This is a genomic window from Sorangium sp. So ce362, assembly GCF_051519845.1.
Taxonomy (GTDB): Bacteria; Myxococcota_A; Polyangia; order Polyangiales; family Polyangiaceae; genus Sorangium.
On record NZ_CP150332.1, the window covers coordinates 10938666 to 10958840 of the forward strand.

Below are 20175 nucleotides of genomic sequence, written 5' to 3' on the forward strand. Positions count from 1 at the left end.
CTATGTCGAGAACGTGCAGTCGGGGAGCATGGCGTTGAGCTCCGCCTGGAGCGCCGTGAGGTGTCGGGCCCGAACCTGCCGGCCGATGTTCATGATGCTGTCGGTGTCGGCCAGATGTGCGCTGCCCGCCGTGTACTCGTCCGGGTTGCCGATGCCGGCGGGGTCTCCCATGGTATGGCCGAACTCGTGTGGAAGCGCATAGACGCTGCCTCTCTGCCCGGCCGCGTTGATGGGGCGGTACGAGGCGAGGTCGGCGCTGTCGAGGTGGATCACGCGCGCGGCAAAGTCCACCTCGCTCATGAAGGTGGTGGGGCTGCTGCCTGACGGTAGCTTGCGCACGTTCACTGTCAACTGGCCGCCGCTCAGCACCCAGCGAATATCGAAGTCGACGGGAGGCAATTCATGCGGGAAGCGGCGAACGACTGGGTTTGCCCCCGCCACGCGGAACCGCAGGCGCCCGCTCCAAGCGCGCCAAATCTGCCGGTCGGCGGTGTTGTGGAAGCGGCGCCGCTGCTGCAGCGTCCATGCGGATGCGGGAGGGACCACGGTCCAGTTGTAACGCCACTCTTCTTGCACGAGGACATGCCCCGTGTCCGTGTTCAAGCTTGCAACCCCCCACGCCGGGCGGCGAACGATATGGCTCATGAACCGCCTCCTTGACCAGGTTCGTCCATCGGTAGACGTCGTGCCAACCAGTACCTGGAATAGTGCTCATACAGCGCTTGCCACTCTCGGTACTCGACCGGGTTGCGCAGGAGCCGCGTCTGCCACGCGCGGTCCACGATGGTCTGTTGGCGCGGCGTGCCTAGCCCGTAGCGACGGAATGTGGCGTCCCGCGCGTGTGGCGCGACGGCGAGCTCCGCACACAGCGAGGCATACTGCGCGAGTGAAAGCGCCGGTGCTCCGTCCTGCGCGCCATCCTGCTCGGGGGCGCCGAGAGCGCTCGGCGGGATCTGCGCCTCCGGTACGGGAGGAGATTGCGCAGGTGTAGAAGCCGAAAGCGCACTGCCCTGTGCGAAGGGAAGTGGGTTTGAGAATGGCGAGATGCGCACACCTACGACCGTGGCGTCGAGCTCCCTTTCGGGGGCAGGCCTCGGCAGCGGTTGCGGGGGAGGCGACACGTCCAGTCGCACCGCAGCCGGGATTTGCATCGGTGCGACGGGGTTAGTTACGAAGGGAAGAGGGTTGGCGAACGATGGCGTCGCCGGGCCTGCCATGGAGAGAATGGCGGTGTGAGCAGACGCGTCGTCGAGTGTGCTCGACGCAGGGGCTGCTGCTCGGGCAATCTGTTCGGCGTGGAGTGCAGCCGGCGACGTTTCGGCGCCGGGTGTCTTATCCGCATGCGGGAGGTTACTGGCGAACGGCATGCGGAACGGAGAAGGCGTCGAGGCGAGCGTCGTCTCTCCGGGCGCGTCGCCAGACGAGGTGGCTGCCATGGTAGGCGGCGCACCGAAGGGAAGGCTCGTATCCTGCCGGTTATCCGGCACGGGCGCCGACCACGGTGATTCCTGGCGCTCCGCGAACGGGAGCACGGACCGGCCAATGGCGGCGCGCTCCGGCGGCGCCCTGCTCTCCCCGCCGTCGATGCGCGCCGGTGGCGCTTGCTGAACGCGAACGCCGCCCGAGAGCCACTGCGGCAGGGGAGCGAAGAGCGGCGGAAAGTCGTCGAGCGCGTCCTCGTCGTCCTCGTTGTCCTCATCGTCCTCGTCGTTCTCGTCGTTGCGCTCGAACACGACCAGCAACGGGACCGTGGTGGACCACACGTATTCCGGCTCGAACGGCTTCGGCGTGACAGGCTCCGGCGCGATGGCCGGTAGGTCACCCGGCTCCTGACTGAGGATGCCTTTCGCCCGCTCGGCGAGGGCCGGATCCTGCGCCATCAACTTCGCCCACGTGCGGTGTAGCCTCACGACGTCCGACGCGTGGAGCTCGAGGCGGCCGAGGAGGGCGTTCGGGTCGTCGTCGGCCGACCAGCGCCGCACGAAGTCGAGCCATGCCTTGAGGTCTGTATCAAGCGGCGGAACGCGCCGGCCGTACCGCTCCTGCGCCTCGGCCAGCCGCTCCTCGTAGGCCTGCAGGAGCGGCTCGTTCTCGTCCTCCTCCTCGAGGATCTGCTCGGTCCAGCCCTCTTCCGCATCGGGCCAGGCGGCAGGGTCGATCCGCTCGTTGGCGAGGACGACGTCCAGAGCGAGGCCGGTCGCCGATCCCGCCTCGACGCCCGCGTACTGCGCAAGCGACACGCCATGGATCAGCGGCTCCTCCGGTAGCCCGTGCGGATCCTTCACGTGGCCCTTGTGCCCCAGAAACGAAGGGCCAACCTGGTAGCGCATATCGGCTGCCGTATCACGATTGAATCTCATCCTAACGCGCAAATCCTTGGCAAGACAAATCTGGAGCCTTGCGACCGGCAGCCGAGCGGCAGCGCCCATAGGTGCACGGCGGCGCGTGTACTGGTTCGGCGTGAACGCGACAGCTCGTGGACAGCGGTAACGTACAGGGACGGCTGCGTGCCCTTCACGCATGACGATCACGCGGCCGCGCTCGCTCCGGGCAACGTTGCGGCGTCGCCGCGCTGGCGCGCGGCTGCGGGCGCTCGGTTGCCCTGAACTGCGCGCCGTGGGACCGCGACGGGGCGGGCGATGGGCAGACGGATCGGCCCGCGTGGGGCTTCGAGTTCCGGATGGGCGATATGCGTCGCAGCGTGGCCCTGGATATCATGGTCGGGTAGAGGCACCACACGGTGGCCAGGCATCTCAATCGAGAAAGCCCACCTCCGCCCAAGCGTAACGGTCCGGGCAGCGCGGTCGACGCTTCGCCCCCGATGCGCTGCCCGGACGACATGTCCGGAGGGGACACTATCTCCGTCCTTGACCCGGGTCGCTCCGGTGCGAGTGAAGACTGCCCGAGAGCCGCTGGGACGATCACCCGCCAGGAGCGAGGCCCCGGAGCGTCGCGCCCATGGAATCGATCGCGCGACAATAGAATACGCTCGGCGCCCAGCCCGTGCTCTGGGCGAGCGCCGCGAGGGGCTGTCCGTCCACGGCAGTCGCAACAGTATGGCCGCGGCGGCGTCTGGGTGCCGCCCAGCACACCGACGCCGAGGCCGACGCCGAGGCCGACGCCGAGCCGAGCATGCGCGACGGCTAGCACAACCATATCGGCCTGGGCGCTACGGGGCCGCCCAAGCCTTGTAACCATGGGTCGGGTTCCAGCAGCGCGTTCAACTGGCACAGAAGACCCGCTCGGTGGCCGCGTGGATCGCCGCCGAGCACGCGAAGGGGTACGTCTGTGCGTGTGGGTGCGGTAAGATGCCGTGCGTACCGCGCTGAGTACGAAGAGCTTGCTCGAGCCATCCGCGTTCGTGGCCATCTCGCCGTCCAGTCCGCCGCAGACGAACAAGACGACGGAGAGCATCTCGTCTCCGAGGCCGCCGCCCTTCTTCTTGGCGCTGTCCTCGCGGACGGCCTGCTCGATCGCGGCCCGACGGCGCTGGCATCCGGAGAGCGATCGGCGTCGAGCGAGGGATGTAAGAGCGTGCCGGTGCGCGGCTCGTCGGCCGCCGGCTCGAAGGCGGGCAGCCCGCCACCGCTCCCGCACGGAGTGTCGCCCCCTCGCAGGCAGACTCGTTGAGCAGATCGTTGAGGCGGGTGCGACGAGGCTCAGCTCCGCGCAATTCGTCTTGACCATCTCCTCCACGAAATTGCGAAGCTTGTCCGGGGCGCTTGAAAGGTCGGGCCAGGCGTACTGCTCGACGAAGGCGCCCAACTCGGCGAGCTTAGCCCGCAGGAACTCGAAGTTGACGGAGGTGACTACGCTGCCCGCAGGTTATACCTGATACCGGCCGCCGGGGGGTTGTGAAGGGACAGGGGTTCGCCTGCCGCTCGGGTCGGTCGCCCGGCGACCGTTACCCTCTCGGAGAGCCTCGGCCGCGAGGGTGCCGCCGAGCGTTGCTGGAGTTGAAAGAGCGGTCGCGGGGCGAACCACGGCGCCTCGTCTATCGGCACGTACTCACAGCTCTCATTTTTGATGGTGGAGCCGCCCTTCACCCCCACCGGCGCGCCTCTGCGCCCACTCCCGGGTGGGCGACAAAGCTGCACGCGCTGGGTGCAACGACGACAAAGCGACGATGAGAGTGCCCTTCCGTCTCTACTGGCGTTTGCTACACAGGGGATCGGCTAAGCCCTTGGGCATAGATATTATCCACTGTCGCGCTCAGGAGCCTCTTCGTTTACGGAGCGCCCGCCGCCACAGACCCACCCAACGTCTCTGTCCTTGGGCCTGGCGTCGTCGCCATCTTCACCTGCAACGCTGAATGAATGATTCCGCCGCGATGCCCGAACAACAGCTAATAGCGGTCTCTCCGTAGCCACCACACGAAGCTGTCGCATTTTGAGTTGCGATCGTACATCCAATGCATGCCTGGACAGTTTCGAACTCCACTTCGATAAACCCATTGCAATCATAGTCCCAAGATCGGCCACACGCATCGGACGGTACGGATGCCAGTTCTGCACCTGGGTGAACAGCGGGATCGGAATCGCAGCAATCGCGCTTGTATTCTTCTACATAGCCACCGGGTCGCACACATGAGACCATCGCAGTCGACGGGTTGCCGTAACCGTCTCCGTCGCGATCCACATACCATGTAGTTGGCCCGATGGCGCCTTCGCATGCGCCCCATTGCGCTTGGCCGCTTTTGTCAGAGCATCTCCGTATGCCGTCGAGACATGGTCCGCACATCTCCGATTGGCCAAGCAAGCAAGGGCAATTTTCGTTAGGCGTTCCATCGCAATCAGCGTCGTCACCGCGAGCGCAACCATCTTGATCTGTAGCTGCTGGAGCGATGCTGCACGGACTCCACTTCGCCTGCTTACCGTCGGCTTCACATGTCGTCGATCCATTGGCGCAGTTGCCAAGTAGACCAAGTTTTTCCGCGCATGTCCCGCTCTCGCCGACAAGGCATGGGCACGGTGAATCGTTGACTTTACCATTACAGTTCGAATCGTCGCCCGGCTCGCAGGAATCCGGGCCGGCAGGTCCGACAGCCGACATGCAGTCCGTCCATGCTATCGTGCCATCGTCGCCCCGCTTACAAAACTGGGCACCTTCCATGCAGGGGCCGTTTCCCGGCGTGCCAGACTCGAAGGGGAAGCAGTTCCGAACCTCTCCAGCGATGCAGCCAGCGCCTGGGGGTGATCCGCCTCCGCCTCCTCCAGCAGACGCCCCGCCCCCTCCAGGCGGCCCGCCTCCTCCAGCAGACGCCCCTCCCCCCCCAGGCGGCCCGCCTCCTCCAGACGCTCCGGCGCCATCGCTCACAGACGCCCCGGCGCCGCCACCCACGGCTCCCCCGGCGCCGTCGCTCACAGACGCCCCGGCGCCATCACTCACGGTATCGGAACCTCCAGGAGCAAAGTCCCGCTGCGTTGGACTACATGCGATGACAAGAGAAAATGTGCTCATTGTCAGGAATGGTTTCATGCAGCACGTTGTATCACTGCTCACATATATGGTCCATTTTTCTGTGTGGATGCAGGCAGAGTACGTGCGCCGTCCCGGTGCTTTCGCCGTGGCAGCCATCTGTAAACGGCCATCGTGAGCAGTACAAACTGTCGCTTTTCGGAGTCGCGAACACGTTGCCGACGGCCGCAAGTGCGGGCGGCATCGGGGGCGATGACGTTGGCGCCCAGGCAACCGCCGCCCGCCATGGCAGAAGGGAGACGACTTGTACTGGTTCCCCGTGAACGTGACGGCGGTAGGGTTACGGTAACGTAGAAGGGGTGCTGGGCCAACAGGCCGACATGGGTGGATGCCGGAGCCCATCGCGCAGACGACGATGCCGCCGCGCACGCGCGGGCGATGGGCGGACGGATGCCGGCTTTGCGGGCTCCGGATGGGAGCGTTCGGTCACGTGGCTCTCCTTGCAGCGGAGCGACGCTGGCGACGGGCCTCGCGCGCGGCATCGAGCTTCTGATCGCGTTCGGCCCAAATCGCCTTGGCACGGCTGGCCAACATGTCGCTCGGTGCGATGTGCCCGATGATGCTGTGCAGCCGCACGGCGTTATAGTGCTCGACGAAGTGCCCCACGACACGACGTGCCTCATCGAGCGACGAGGGGGCGTGACGCGGATCGCATCGCGCTTCAACGTCTTGTGCCACCGCTCGATCTTGCCGTTCGACTGAGGATGATGCGGTGAGATGCGGAAGTGCGTCATCCCCGCGATCCGGATGCGCTCCTTGAAACCCTTGGCGATAAACTGTGGGCGGTTGTCCGAGATGAGTTGCGGTTTCTCGTTGGGATATTTCTCGCATGCCCGCTGCGCGATGCATTCGACGTCCACGTCGGTCATCTGCGCACGGATCTCTCAGTGGACGATGGCGCAGCTGGCTCCGTCCAGCAGCGAGCAGAGATAGTAGAACGTGCCGGCGACGTTCAGCTAGGCGACGTCGATTTGCCAGTGCTCGTGCGGCGCAAGCGGCTGCACGAAGCCAGTGCCTTTGTTCGACGGCCCCCGCTTCCTCCGGGCCAGCCGCCCGGCCGCCGACAGGACGCGTCAAGGCTGATGAACAGGCCCCGTCCATACGCTGCGCCTGCTGGATGAGCTTGGTCGCGGCGACGTCGCCCACCAAGTGACACGTTCGCGAGGACGGTGCCATCTGAGGCGACCGCGAACGGCGCCAAGGTGACGTTGCGGGGCATGCCGCGGCTTCCGCCGTGCTCACGGTCTCGCGCTGCGCTTCCCGCGTTGAGAGCGTTAGGAAGAAGTCCACGACGCGGTCGATCAGCAGGAACCTTCAGCGGCGCCCTCCCTCTGATCCACCCCGCGGCGCCCGACTGATCCACGGCGCCGCCGTCTGAAAGCGCCGCCCGCGGCGCTTTCGTGCTCCACCCGCGCCGCGTCGCGACCGTCTCCGCCGCAAAGGCGCCCGGCCCGCCGCCGCCCGCGACGCTGCGGGGATGGCGTCCCGCCGTCGATGCGCTGAGTGCCGCTGCTCCTTCACGCCGTCACCGCGTGCCCTGACCACCCAGCGCGTCTGTGGCGCTGCGTGTCGCCGCGCTCGCGACCGCAAGCTCGCGCGAGCGCGGCGCTGCCGCGAGCTCGACGACCATCGCGCCGACGAGCGCAGGCGTCAGCGCGACTGTCGCTGGGGTCGAGCGGCGGCGCCGCCCGCCGTCGCTCCCGCCGGGTGTCACGCGCCACCTTCGGCCGCCAAGTCCGCGGAATTACCGGAGGAAATCGCCCAGCTCGTGGATCGCGCCGTCGACCGGTCACGCGCCAGCTTGCTTCGCGATCTGCGCAGAATCTGGCCGCAGCAGCGCGAAATCGTGGCGATCACCGAGGAGCTGTCACGCGCCAGCTTCGGCGTCCAAGGTCCTGGAATCACGAGCTAATTCGGCGTGATCATGGACGACCGTCACGCATGACCATCGCTTCGGATGCCCCGTCGGTGGTGCAGTCCACCGCGTGCACACCCCCGACGCCCACGACCGCGACATCGAGCTCGCCGAGCTCGGCGACGGCCTCTCCGCCCTGCGCCTCTGCGACACCGCGGCGCTCGAAACGATGCGCCGCTCGCTCACGCGCCACGGCCAGCTCGACGCGGTCTCCGTGTTCGCCGATCGCGGCCAGATCGAGCTGCTCGACGGGTTCAAGCGCGCTCGCGCCGCGCGCATTCTCGGTTGGCCCACCCTCCGCGCACGCGTCGTCGACGCCGACGTGGCCGAGGCCAAGATCCTGCTCGTCGCGCTCCACGACCGTCGCGGGCTCACCGAGCTCGAGGAAGGGTGGTTGATCCGGTCGCTCTATCACGACCACCACCTGTCGCAGCCCGCCATCGCCGCGCGGCTCGGCCGTCACAAGAGCTGGGTGTTCCGGCGCCTGCTGCTCGTCGAGGCGCTGGATCCCGCGGTGCAGGCCGACGTGCGGCTCGGCCTCATCGCGCCGCGCGCCGCCGTCGCTGTGAGCCAGTTGCCACGTGGCAACCAGCACGCCGCCGCGGGCGTCGTGATCCGCCGCGGCCTGACCGTGCGGCAAACCGAGCTCCTCGTCGCCGAGCTGCTCGACGCCACCGACGACGCCGCCCGGGCCGAGCAGCTCGCGCGATGGCTCGGCGAGGGCGCGCCGGGCGCGAAGCCCGGTGTCCGCCCCACGCGCCGGTCCAGGAGCGAGCTTGACTGGCTTGCGGGCGACCTCCGGACGGTGCGCCTCGTCGCGGCCCGGCTCGAAGCACGCCTGTCCGGCGGCACGCTCCACACCATCGGCCCCGAGGCCGCGGCGCTCGCGCAAGACAGCCTCGTCGCGCTCGTGCCGGTGCTCGATGCCCTCGGGCGCACCATCCAGCTCGTCTGCGGCGACAGCGCCGCTTTGAAAGACAAGGACGCCGCATGACCGTGACATGGCGCACCCGCGAGGAGCTGGTGCTTCAGCTCGTGACACTCCACCGGCAGGGCCTCTCCTCCCGAGCTATCGCCCGCGCGCTCGGCGTCAGCCGCAACACCGTCAAGGCGCTGCTCGCGGCCCACGCGGACGCGCGCGACAAGGAGCACAAGGCGCTCCTGGAGCCGCCGCCGCGAGCGCCGCGCGCGTCCAAGGTCGACGCGTATGCGGCGCGCGTCGCCGAGCTGATGGCTCGCTACCTGGACATCACCGCTCAGCGCATCTTCGAGACGCTGCGCGAGGACGGCTATCTCGGCGGATACACCGCCGTCAAGAAATACGTGCGCCGGCGGCGGCCCCCGCCGCGCCCGGCGCCGAGCCGCGTCGCTCCTGTCTACGGCCCCGGCAAGATGGCCGAGAGCGACTGGTCACCTTATGAGGTCGCCTTCGTCGACGGCCACAAGGAGAAGATACAGGCCTTCGCGTACGCGCTCCCCTTCTCCAGACGCAAATTCGTGGAGCTCTATCACCAGGCCGACCTCCACGCGCTCATGGATGGCCACGTCCGTGCCTTCGACCGATTCCAGGGCGCCGCCGCGTGCTGCACGTATGACAGCCAGAAGCCCGTCGTGCTGCGATGGGAGGGGCAGCAGCCCATCTACAATCCGCGCTTCCTCGCCTTCGCCGCACACTACGAGTTTCGGCCGCGCGGCGTGCGCGGCGAGCCCAACGCCAAGCCACGTGTCGAGCGTGGATTCTGGGAGGTCGAATGCTCCTTCTTCAACGGTCGCTCCTTCGTCGACCTCGACGACCTCAGAGCCCAGCTCGCTCGATGGCTCGACGCCATCGTCGACCAGCGCCGCCGTCACGGCAAGACGCCCCTCGACCGCTTCGCCGAAGAGCGCGAGCACCTCGTGCCCTTGCCGCGCCATCCCTACGATACGGCGCGGGTGATCTACCGCATCTGCTCCATCGATGGCTTCGTCGCCTGGGAGGGAAACGCCTACGCGGTGCCTTACGATCATATCACCGACTTCCTGCCTGTCCGCATCACGCAGCACGAGCTCTTCGTCTATGGCGCCGACCTCTCCTGCATCGCGCGTCACGAGCTGGCTCCACGCGGCCAGGGGCTCAAGCTCGATCCAGCCGGCCTGCACCCGCCGCCTGGGCGCCAGAGCCCCGTCGACCTCGAGATGCTCCGCGCCGCCTTCGAGCAGATGGGTGAGGACGCCGCAGGCTTCTTCCGCCTCATGAGCGCGGGTCCGGCGCGGATCTGGGCGCATCAAGCGCGGCAGATCCTGCTCCTGCGCGAGCGATATGCGACCGCCGATCTCGACGCGGCGCTGAGGCACGCGAAGAGCTTTGGCGCCTTCGATTCCCACGCGCTGGGGCGCATCCTCGCCGCCCGCGCGACGCCGCGCTCGCTCGACGAGTACGTCGCCGAGGACACCGTCCGGCGCATCGCCAAAGCCCTCGGCGAGACGCGCACTGGGCCGCGCGATCTCGTCGAGTACGACCGCCTTCCCGGCCACCCCGAGACCTCCGGCGCCGCCCGCGCCGACGACAAGGAGAAGACACCATGTCCAGACGGCAGAGCAGCGGCACCGACCCGCCCCTCGGCGACGACATCGTCGCCGAGCGACTCCGGCGACACCTCGGCTTCCTCGGCTTGACCCACAGCCTCGCTCGCCTCGATGAGCTGCTCGCATGGGCCACGCGCGAGCGGCCCGGCGCGACGGCGCTGCTCGAGCACGTGCTCGGCGCGGAGGTCGCCAGCAAGGTCGAGGCGCGCGTCGCGCGCCGCGTAGCCGTCAGCGGGCTGCGCGAGCAGAAGATGCTCGAAGCCTTCGACTGGAACTTCCAGCCCACGCTCGACAAGGCCTTCATCGTCGAGCTCGCGCGCCTCGACTTCGTGCGGCGCCGCGATGACCTCGTGTTTACCGGCAAGAGCGGCACCGGAAAGAGCCACATCCTCAAGGCCCTGGGCCTGCGCGCTTGCCAGCAGGCGATCTCCATGCGCTACGCCCGCTGCGTCGACCTGCTCGACGACCTGCACGCCGGGCTCGCCGACGGGACCTACCCGCAGCGACTCAAGAGCTGGGCGCGCCCCGAGCTGCTCGTGATCGACGACGTCGGGCTCGGGCAGGTGAAGAAGCGTGAGGACGAGCCGACCGCCGCACACACGCTCTTCAATCTGATCGACAAGAGGCATGGGCGGGCGTCCACCGCGGTGACCTCCAATATCGCGCTGAGCGACTGGGGGCGCTATCTCGGCGACACCACGGTCGCGATGGCCATCCTCGACCGCCTCGCGATGCACGCTATCCGCGTGGACATCGACGGCCCGAGCTATCGCCAGCACCTCGCCGAGCTGCGCGCCGCCACCCAGAGCGCGCCGGCCGCCGCCGCATCCGGCTGACCTTCGCTCGCCGAAAAGGGCTGCGGAGGGCTCCGTGAATGAGGGCGGGCTCTCGCGCTTCCGCTGCGCGCGCGGTCGCTTGCGCGGCCGATGCCGTCAACAAGCCCGCCTGCTTCGGGGCCGGTCCTCCGCCCATCGCCCCGGCACCGATGCCGTCCACCGGCTCTCCACCGGCGTCCACAACTTGCCGGTCTCCCCCCTGGACCCCCCTCGAGACACCTGCAACCGGGCGAGCTGCGATCGCCACGTGCTCCGCCGCTACGACGACGACGTTTGAAGAGCTCCGGACCGGAGGGGGATCCGTCTTGCTGCGCGCTCGGGGATCGGCCTTCCGGCTCCGCGACTGGATCACCAAAGCGCCGCCATGGATCCACCAGGACCACTGGCGGTGGATCTCGAATGAGCTCGGGATTGGATCAGTCCCAAGGCGCCGCCAAAGTACAGGCGAGGAAGTCGCCGGAGGTGCCGGAGGGCGGCGGACGCGAGACATCCCCGTCCACGGGGCACAAGCACCTGCGAGTGTCAAGCGGCTGGCGCAGCGTGGGCTCGGCGCCGTGCCTGCGCCTGGCGGCCCCTCACCGTCTGCCGGTTACTGACGCGGCTCTGGCGTCTCTGCGTCGTCCTGCGTCGGATGTGCTCGCGCGTTCGATCCTGGTCGCGCCGGGTTCTCGTCGCGCTGCGTCATCTCGCCGGCATCGGAGCGGCGGTCGCGTCCCCCGTGTCCACGCGTGTCCCACGGCGTCCCGGGTTGGCCACCTCAGGAGCTAGCAAAAAGCGAACGATTACAGGCGCTTGGGCGCCAGCGCCGACCCGGACTCTTAATCCATTGGCTGAAGGTTCAAGTCCTTCATGGCCCACCCGAGATGACTGAGGAGCCCTGGCCGCTGCGAGAAGCGGTTGGGACAGATGCTCGAAAGCCCGAGACCCGATGGGTCGCCGGGCTTTCGGCGTTCTGGGGTGCCCTTTTACCTGTCCGTCCGCTTCGGCTCACGGGCGCCGAACGGCGGGGGCAGCGTGCTCGCCCGACCGAGCCGCGTCCGGGCCTCCTCGCGTTCGGACGCTGGTCGTCCAGGCGCTGCGGGCGGCGGAGCTCGAAGTCCACGCCCACGATGATCACGTTGCGCAGGACACCCCCGACGCCGCGCGGCTCGTCGAGGTTAGCCGCCGCGGCTGGGCGTCCTGACCTCCGTGTCTGGCGGTGCGGCTCGGCTCGGGCCGCCGGTCGGAGGCTGTCGAGAGCCTCCCGGGAGAGTTGAAACTCAACCCGGAGGCTGTCGAGAGCCTCCCGGGAGAGTTGAAACTCAACCCGGAGGCTGTCGAGAGCCTCCCGGGAGAGTTGAAACTCGACCCGGAGGCTGCCGGGAGGGCTTTGCCTTGGATCCGGGTTCTTGGGCGGGGTTGCGAGGCGAGCGGGCGGCTTCTAACCAATCCGTCTGGTCCCTTCATCCATTGACTGAAGGTTCAAGTCCCTCATGGCCCACCCGAAATGATTGAAGAATGCAGCCAGCCCGAGAGGCCGGTTGCGACAGCCGGGACAGCGGCCGGGACAATCGAAGATGCCGCACGGGACAGATGCTCGAAGGCCGGACGACCCAGGGGGTGTCGGGCTTTCAGCGGCTCATCACCTCAAGAACAGATGATAGGCCGCGTTCCTTGTCTCTTCGATGAACGGGTAACCGAGCGCGGTGAGAAAACGGTCGAACTCGTCGTATTCGGGCTCCGGGACCTGCAACGCGGCGAGGACTCGCCCGAAGGCGGCGCCGTGGTTGCGGTAGTGGAACAGGCTGATGTTCCAGCGCCCGCCGATGTGCGTGAGGAATTGCATCAGCGCCCCGGGGCGCTCCGGGAACTCGAAGCGCAGGAGCCGCTCGTTGGCTGTCGGGGCGCGCCCGCCGACCATGTAGCGCACGTGCAACTTGGCCATCTCGTCCATGCTGAGGTCGATGACCGGAAGCTTGGCGTCGTGGAGGCGCTCCAGCACCTCGTCGCGCTGCTTGCGCCCGTGCGCCAGACCCACGCCGACGAAGATCTGCGCCTCGTCCCCGCGTCCAAAACGATAGTTGAACTCCGTGATGGTCGCGCGCCCGAGCAGCTGGCAGAACTCACGGAACGCGCCCGGTCGCTCCGGAATGGTGACCGCGAACAGCGCCTCGCGCTGCTCGCCCAGCTCTGCCCGCTCGACCACGTGCCGCAGGCGGTCGAAGTTCATGTTCGCACCGCTGAGGATCGCCACAAGCGTCTTTCCGTCCAGGCCTTCGCGCTCGACGTACGCCTTGAGTCCTGCGACCGCCAGCGCGCCCGACGGTTCGGCGATCGAGCGCGTGTCGTCGAAGATGTCCTTGATGGCGGCGCAGATGGCGTCGGTGTCCGCCACGATCACGTCATCCACGCACCGCCGGGCGATGCGAAACGGCTCCTCGCCCACCTGGCGGACCGCCACGCCGTCGGCGAACAGCCCGACCTGACTCAGCCGTACACGCTCGCCCGCGTCGAGCGCCGCGCGCAGACACGCGGCGTCGTCCGGCTCCACGCCGATGACCTTGATCTCGGGGTACAGATGCTTGATATACGCGCCGATACCGGCGATCAGCCCGCCGCCGCCCACGGGCACGAAGATGGCGTCCAGCGGTCCGCGATGCTGGCGCATGATCTCCATGGCGATGGTGCCCTGACCCGCGATCACGTCCGGGTCGTCGTACGGGTGCACGAAGGTCAGCCCCTCGCGCTCTTCGAGCGCCTTGGCGTGGGCGTAGGCTTCGTCGTAGGAATCCCCGATCAGCTCGATCTCCGCGCCGAGCGCACGCACGGCGTCGACCTTGATCCGGGGAGTCGTGGTCGGCATCACGATGCAGGCGCGGATGCCGAGCCGCTGAGCGGCCAGCGCCACCCCCTGCGCGTGGTTGCCCGCCGATGCGGCGATCACGCCGCGCGCCTTCTCGGCCGCGCTCAGCGAGGAGATCTTGTTGTAGGCGCCGCGCAGCTTGAAGGAGAAGACGGGCTGCAGATCCTCGCGCTTGATCAGCACGCGATTGCCCAGGCGCGCGGAGAGCCGCGGCGCATCCTCCAGGGGGCTTTCCTGGGCCACGTCGTAGACGCGGGCGCGCAGGATCCGCTCGAGATAACCGCTTGGGGCCATTGGGCCCCGAAACTACGGTCCTCCGCGCGCGTCGTCAACTCGCTCGTGGAACACCCCTCAGGGATCAGGCCAGCTGCGCTCGCGCGCGTCGCGTATCCGCACCTCGAGCGAGACGGAGCCTGCGGACCCGCGCTCGCGAGCGCGCAGCGGGCCTCGGCGCGGAGGGGACGTCGGGAGGCGGGCGGCGCGCCTCATCGAGGGCTCCACTGGTCCGCGAGTTGCAACAAGCGCGGAGCGAGATGTCGTTGCTCACGATACCCAGGATCAGCGCCGCCGAGCTCATGACCGAGAATCCCCGGACCGTGCGGGTCGACGACCCCATCGCCGAGGCGGTGGACGTGCTCCAGACGACGGACTTCCGCCACCTGCCGGTCCTCGACGAGCAGGGTGAGCTGGTCGGGATGCTCAGCGATCGCGATCTGCGAGGGCTCCAGTTGCCCTACTCGGCGAACCCCGCCGTGGTTGACGCAGCGCGACAGAAGACCGGCGTGCCGGCGTCCACGATGCCGGTATCCACGATCATGAGCGGCAATGTCGTGAGCGTCGGTCCCGACGCGGACATGACCGAGCTCATGGAGCTCATGCTCGAGCACAAGATCGGCGCGCTCCCGGTCGTCGACGCAGAAGGCGCGCTGCTCGGCATCGTCAGCTATGTGGACATCTTTCGCAGGATCCTCGGGGAGGCGTGACTCGCCGCCCCCTTCGCGCACGACGCGCACAGCGGCCTCGCTCGACGGTCGTCACGTGCGGCGTGCCGCGGCGGTGTCAGGTGCCCGCTCACGGGAGCCCGAGCAGCCCGCTCCCCTGGTAGACGACGAACGCCGCGACGTACGCCGCCGCGTAGCTGTAGGCGAGGACGAACGCCGGCCAGCGCCATGTCTTCGTCTCGCGGCGGATCGCCGCCACGGTGCTCATGCACTGGCAGGCCAGGACGAAGAACGCGAGCAGCGCGAGCCCCGTGCGGCTCGAGTACGCGTGCGTCCCGTCCGGGCGCCTCGCCTCGCGGATCCGCTCGGCGAGCGGCGCGGGCTCGTCGTCGGCGCCCTCGACGCCGAAGATGACGCCCATCGTGCCGACCATGACCTCGCGCGCGCCGAACGAGCCGATGAGGCCGACGTTGATGCGCCAGTCGAAGCCGAGCGGCGCGGTCACCGGCTCGAGCGCGCGCCCCACGCTGCCGGCGATGCTCGACTCGAGCGAAGCAGCCTCCGCGAGCTCGGCCGCGGCGGTCGGCGGCTCCGGCGCCGCGGCGCCCGGCATGGGGATCTTCAACAGCACCCACAGCACGGCCGAGACGGCCAGGATCACGGTCCCGACCTCGCGCGTGAACCGCCACGCCGCCTGGGCCCCCTTGCGGACCACGAACCGCGGCTCGGGGCTGCGGTAGGCCGGCATCTCGAGCACCATGGGGAGCGAACGTCCGCGGGTCGCCGTGCGCCGCAGCAGGAGCGAGGCGACGAGCCCGGAGAGGATGCCGGCGACGTACAGCGCGACGAAGAGCAGCGCCTGCACCCACGCGCCGTGGGCGGCGAAGAAGGTCGTCAGGAGGAGCCCGTAGGTCGGGATCCGCGCGGAGCAGGCCATGAGCGGCAGGACGAGGATCGCCGTGAGCCGCTCGCGCGGATCGCGGAGGATGCGCGTCGCGTGCACGGCGGGCACCGCGCACGCATGCCCCATCAGGAGCGGGACGAACGCCCGGCCGCTCAGGCCCATCAGCTGGAGGAGGCGGTCGACGAGGAAGGCGCCGCGCGCGAGGTAGCCGCTCGCCTCGAGCAGCTCCATGGCGACCGTGAGGATCACGATCTGCGGCATGAAGGCGAGCACCGTCCCCGCGCCGCCGAGCAGGCCGTCGACGACGAACGAGGCGGCGAGCCCCCCGCCGAGGGCGCGGGACACGAGGCCGCCGAGCTGTCCGATCGCGGCGTCGAGCGCCTCGGTGACCGGGGTGGCGACGAGGAACACGGCGGCGAAGAGGAGCGCCATGAGCCCGAGGAACAGGACCGGACCGGCCGCCGGGTGGAGCAGCACGGCGTCCGCGCGCGCGGTGAACGTCCTCCGTCGCTCCGCGGCGGCGTCGTGGCGCGTCGCCGCGAGGGTCGCGTCGCGCGCGATCGCGTCCGGGTCCCACGTCGCGGCGCCGGGGGCCTGCGCGGCGCCCGCGGCGATCGCGTCGAGCCGCGCGGCGATCGCGTCGAGCACGACGCCGCGCGCGGCCGGGTCTCTCGCGCTCACGAGCAGCACGGGCAGGCCGATGGCGCGCTCGAGGGCGCCGAGGTCGAGCCGGCGCCCCTCGCCCTCCAGCACGTCGCGCTGGGTGGCGACGACGAGCGGCGCGAGCCCGCGCCGCACGAGCTCGCGGGTGAGCCGCAGGCCGAGCGCGAGCTGCGTCGCGTCCAGCACCTGGACGACGAGGCGCGGCCGCCCGCCCTCGCCCGTGCGGTCGAGGAAGCGGCGCGCGACGCCCTCGTCCGTCGCGGGGTCGACGACGGACTCGATCGAGTAAAGCCCGGGGAGATCCGCGATCGTCACGGCCGTCCCGCCGGCGAGGCGGACGTCGGCGGTGAGGATGTCGACCGTGATGCCGGGGAAGTTGCCGACGTGCGCGCTGCTGCCGGTCAGCCGGTTGAAGAGCGACGACTTGCCCGAGTTCGGCCGCCCCAGGAGCGCGACGAGCGGGCGTTCTGCCGCCGCCGGGGGGCGCTCCGCGCGGGCATCGGCGAGCGCGGCGGTCATGTGATCCGCCTGGGTGCGGCGAGGGGCGCGACGAGGATCGAGCGCGCGAGCCCCGCGTTGATGGCGAGCTCGCCGCCGGAGCCGGTGCGCACATGGAGCGGGCCGCCGAACGCCGCGCGCCGGATCACCGTGAGCGTCTGGCCGGAGCCGAGCCCCATCGCGCCGAGCCAGCCGGCGAGATCCGCCTCGAGGCCGACCTCGATCACGACCACCCGCTGGCCGGTGCTCGCTTTCGCGAGCGGGCTCGCAGCCACGGCGGCGCGCGCGTCGTGCGCCGCCGTGGCCATGTCGGCAACGCCGTCGGCAACGCCGACCGAACCCAGGTTGGGGATGTCCAAGTTCACACCGAGGTGGGGAGAGCCGCCGGAGACCACGTGTCTTCGAGTATATTGAAAATCAATTTCATCATCCAGAGAATTGTGAACGGAGTTGACCGGGGTGTCGAGGCGTCTCTCGACCGGACTCGGCGTGTGGTGCCCGGGGGCGTGCCCATCGGCGCCGCCCCCCCGGGGCCGGCTGGGCGACGCCGCCCTCGTGTCCGGCGTGTCCGGCGGCGTCGGGCGGCACGGGATCGCGGTGCGGATCCCCGTGGAGCCTGCGGTCCTGAGCGCGCGAAGCATTCGGGGCGCGGAGAGAGCCCGGCCTTCTGCGCCGTGTCGGCTGCGAACGACGCGGCGCAGCAAGCGGGCACCCGTGCCGAGGCCTGCCGGTCCGTCCTGGCTTCGGGTCCTCGGTTGCCGCCTTCTCCCGGCTCGGATGGCTGCTGAAGCTCGGGTCCCGTTTTCGACGCGGCCGGTCCACCGGCCGGCCACTGGCCGGCTCGGCCACGCCCTCTCGCCGCCGCTCTCCGCAGGATACCGACGGATCCCCGCCAGTTCCACGCCCATCGCCCGGGCACGCATCCTGCTCTCGCGCGCGGCTCGCCTCGCGACCCGCGCGGCTCGAAGGCAGGAGTGTCAAGTGTCCAGTTCAAAACAGCCCAAGTCTCCCTCTCGCTGGCAGCGCGCCGCAGCGCGCAGCCTTCTCCTCATCGGATTGCTCGGACCGGGCGGGCTCGCCGCCGGGTGCTACGCCTCCGATGACGCCGCGCCCGGCGACGAATCCGGGGAGGCCGCCGGGGCGCTCACGCTGCCCGCAGGGAGCCAGTTTCACGACCTCTACATGGTCGCCCACGAGGACGACGACCTGCTGTTCATGAGCCCGGACGTGCGTGAGAGCATTCGCGCCGGGCACACCGTGCGCACGGTCTATCTCACGGCCGGCGACGCCGGCGACACGAGCGCCTACTGGAAGGACGGGCGCGAGGTGGGCATCCGCGCGGCGTATGCGCTCATGGCCGGCGTGGCCAACCGCTGGACCGCCAGCGTCGATACGGTGAATGGAAAGCCCACCTACCGCTTCACGCTCGACGGCAACGGCCGCGTCTCGGTCGTCTTCCTGCGCTTGCCCGACGGCGGCGGCGGCGACGGCTTCGCCTCCCCCTCGGGCGACACCGACTGTAACCGCCCGGGTTACAAGAGCCTGCGCAACCTGTGGAACGATACAACGGGCGCCTCCACGGTCCCGGTGCTCGGCACGTGGGGCAGCTGCGCCGGCACCACCTACACGAAGAGCGAGCTCGGCGCGGTCCTGCGCTCGCTCGTGCAGGGCTTCGCCCCGACGCGCATGCACATCCAGGACCTGAGCGACCTCTACGGCGGCGACCACTCCGACCACGTCCACGCGGCGAAGTTCGCGTTCAATGCGCACCACGCCTACGCGCCGGAGCACCAGCTCGTCGTGCACCGCGACTACAACATCGCGAACGAGGAGGAGAACCTCTCGGCGCAGCAAAAGGCGGACAAGACCGACGTCTTCTGCACCTACGCGGCGCATGACACGCATATCGGCGACTGCTCGACCTACGGCGACGGCGCGCACGGCTCATGGCTGGGCAGCCAGTACCAGAGCGCCCAGATCACGGTTGCGGACGGGTGGCTCGCCGGCCTGTCGGACAAGTGCCTCGACCTCCCGGGCGGCAAGACGACGAACGGCACCACGCTCCAGATCCGGGACTGCGCCGGCGTGCCCAACCAGAGATGGACGCTCAAGGGCGGCAAGATCCAGCTCACCGGCACGGACAAGTGCGTCGATCTCCGCGGCGCGGACACAACGAACGGCACGCCCGTCCAGATCTGGGACTGCGTCGACGTGCCCAACCAGAAATGGACCCTCACGAGCGACGGCATGCTGCGCGGGCTGGACGGCAAATGCCTCGACGTGAGGGGCGCCAATCCGGCCAACGGTACGGTCGTCCAGGTCTGGGATTGCGTCGCGCAGCCGGCGCGCGGCGGCGGTCTGGAGGTCGTCCCGCAGCAGAGCTGGACCCCGCGCTTCGGTGCGGTGACCGGCTGGACGAGCGGGGGCCTGCTCAGCGACGGCGACGCGTCCGGGCTCTACGGGGCCTTCTCGTACTACTATGGCTCGGTCCGCCTCGGCGACGTGAACGGCGATCACCTGGCGGACGTCTGCGGCCGCCGCCCCGACGGCGTTTACTGCGCCCTGAACCAGGGCGGCGCCGGCTTCGGCGCCCCCGCGCTCTACACAGCCGAGTTCAGCGACGCGCGCGGCTGGGCCACCGAGATGCACGGCATGACGCTCATGCTCGGGGACGTGGATCACGACGGCCGCGCCGACGTCTGCGGGCGCGGCGGCGCCGGCATCCTCTGCGCGACAGCGAACGCGACCGGCACCGCCTTCGTGCCCGACTTCCGCGCCTGGACCCCGTCGTTCTCGAACGCGACCGAGTTCGCGGCCGGCGCGCAGTACTATGGCTCGCTGCGCCTCGTGGACGTGGACGGCGACGGCTACGCCGACGTGTGCGGCCGCGGCGCCGGCGGCATCCAGTGCGCGATCAACGACCAGCGCCGCGCCTTCCGGCCCGCCGCCACGTGGCTCGGCACCGAGTACCTCGACGCGCTCGGCTGGAGCGAGGAGCGGCACGGCATGACCCTCGCGTTCGGTGACATCAACGGCGACGGTCGCGCCGACGTGTGCGGCCGCGGCGCCGCCAAGATCATCTGCGCCACCGGCAAGGCCGGCGGCGGCGGCTTCGAGGACCCGCGCAGGTGGTCGCTGCGGAGCGATTTCGCCGACACCGGGACCCCGACCGGCTGGGACGCGTCGCGCGCCTATTACGGATCCATCCGCCTCGGCGACATCAATGGAGACGGCTACGCCGACGTGTGCGGTCGCAGCCCCACAGGCCTTGTCTGCGGCCTGTCGAGCGGCAGCGGCTTCGACCGCGTGCGCCCGGTCCTGCCGCAGGACTACACGAACGCCGCGGGCTGGGGCCTCGACCGCCACGGGATGACGCTGGAGCTCGCCGACCTCGACGGCGACGGCGCGCTCGACGTGTGCGGCCGCGGCGCCGCCGCCATCCTCTGCGCCCACGCCCGGTAGCGCTCCCGGACCTCCACGCCGCCCGGATCGCGCGGGCATGGGGACGTCCTTTGCCCATCTCCACGGGCGGC

General features: G+C 69.4%; 11 protein-coding genes. 5 read left to right on the forward strand and 6 right to left on the reverse strand.

Annotated features, from left to right (window positions below; all coding sequences use genetic code 11):
* The 3 genes from WMF17_RS41985 to WMF17_RS41995 form a co-directional block, all read right to left on the reverse strand.
* On the reverse strand, positions 1 to 645 hold the full coding sequence (locus WMF17_RS41985; RefSeq protein ID WP_437646549.1) for a hypothetical protein: 645 nt from the start codon (positions 643 to 645) through the stop codon (positions 1 to 3).
* Entirely contained in the window at positions 642 to 2360 is a 1719-nt protein-coding gene (locus WMF17_RS41990; RefSeq protein WP_437646550.1) for a hypothetical protein, read from the reverse strand. The genes WMF17_RS41985 and WMF17_RS41990 overlap by 4 nt, the downstream gene beginning before the upstream one ends.
* 3544 nt (positions 2361 to 5904) lie before the next feature.
* Entirely contained in the window at positions 5905 to 6084 is a 180-nt protein-coding gene (locus tag WMF17_RS41995; protein WP_437646551.1) for a hypothetical protein, read from the reverse strand.
* A gap of 1379 nt (positions 6085 to 7463) precedes the next feature.
* On the opposite strand from WMF17_RS41995, the gene WMF17_RS42000 reads away from it, so the two are divergent.
* From WMF17_RS42000 to istB, 3 genes are read left to right on the forward strand one after another with little or no spacing between them, the layout of a single operon-like run.
* Entirely contained in the window at positions 7464 to 8387 is a 924-nt protein-coding gene (locus WMF17_RS42000; RefSeq protein WP_437646552.1) for a ParB/RepB/Spo0J family partition protein, read from the forward strand.
* The gene (istA, locus tag WMF17_RS42005; RefSeq protein ID WP_437646553.1) at positions 8384 to 10048 is read left to right on the forward strand and encodes an IS21 family transposase; all 1665 of its coding nucleotides are present in this window, start codon (positions 8384 to 8386) and stop codon (positions 10046 to 10048) included. Before WMF17_RS42000 ends, istA begins: the two co-directional genes overlap by 4 nt.
* Positions 9955 to 10794, forward strand: coding sequence for an IS21-like element helper ATPase IstB (gene istB, locus WMF17_RS42010; RefSeq protein WP_437646554.1), 840 nt, complete (start codon positions 9955 to 9957; stop codon positions 10792 to 10794). Before istA ends, istB begins: the two co-directional genes overlap by 94 nt.
* Positions 10795 to 12415: 1621 nt before the next feature.
* On the opposite strand, the gene ilvA is transcribed toward istB, so the two are convergent.
* Positions 12416 to 13930, reverse strand: coding sequence for a threonine ammonia-lyase, biosynthetic (gene ilvA, locus WMF17_RS42015; protein WP_437646555.1), 1515 nt, complete (start codon positions 13928 to 13930; stop codon positions 12416 to 12418).
* Between the two features lie 245 nt (positions 13931 to 14175).
* Between ilvA and WMF17_RS42020 the strand changes: the two genes are divergently transcribed.
* The gene (locus WMF17_RS42020) at positions 14176 to 14619 is read left to right on the forward strand and encodes a CBS domain-containing protein (protein WP_437646556.1); all 444 of its coding nucleotides are present in this window, start codon (positions 14176 to 14178) and stop codon (positions 14617 to 14619) included.
* A gap of 88 nt (positions 14620 to 14707) precedes the next feature.
* Here WMF17_RS42020 and feoB read toward each other — a convergent pair whose 3' ends face one another.
* Together feoB and WMF17_RS42030 are read right to left on the reverse strand one after the other, a co-directional pair.
* Positions 14708 to 16663, reverse strand: coding sequence for a ferrous iron transporter B (feoB, locus tag WMF17_RS42025; protein WP_437646557.1), 1956 nt, complete (start codon positions 16661 to 16663; stop codon positions 14708 to 14710).
* On the reverse strand, positions 16660 to 17001 hold the full coding sequence (locus WMF17_RS42030) for a FeoA family protein (protein WP_437599166.1): 342 nt from the start codon (positions 16999 to 17001) through the stop codon (positions 16660 to 16662). The genes feoB and WMF17_RS42030 overlap by 4 nt, the downstream gene beginning before the upstream one ends.
* A 622-nt stretch (positions 17002 to 17623) precedes the next feature.
* On the opposite strand from WMF17_RS42030, the gene WMF17_RS42035 reads away from it, so the two are divergent.
* Complete coding sequence (locus WMF17_RS42035; RefSeq protein WP_437646558.1) at positions 17624 to 20104, forward strand: ricin-type beta-trefoil lectin domain protein; 2481 nt, start codon at positions 17624 to 17626, stop codon at positions 20102 to 20104.
* Positions 20105 to 20175 lie beyond the last annotated feature (71 nt).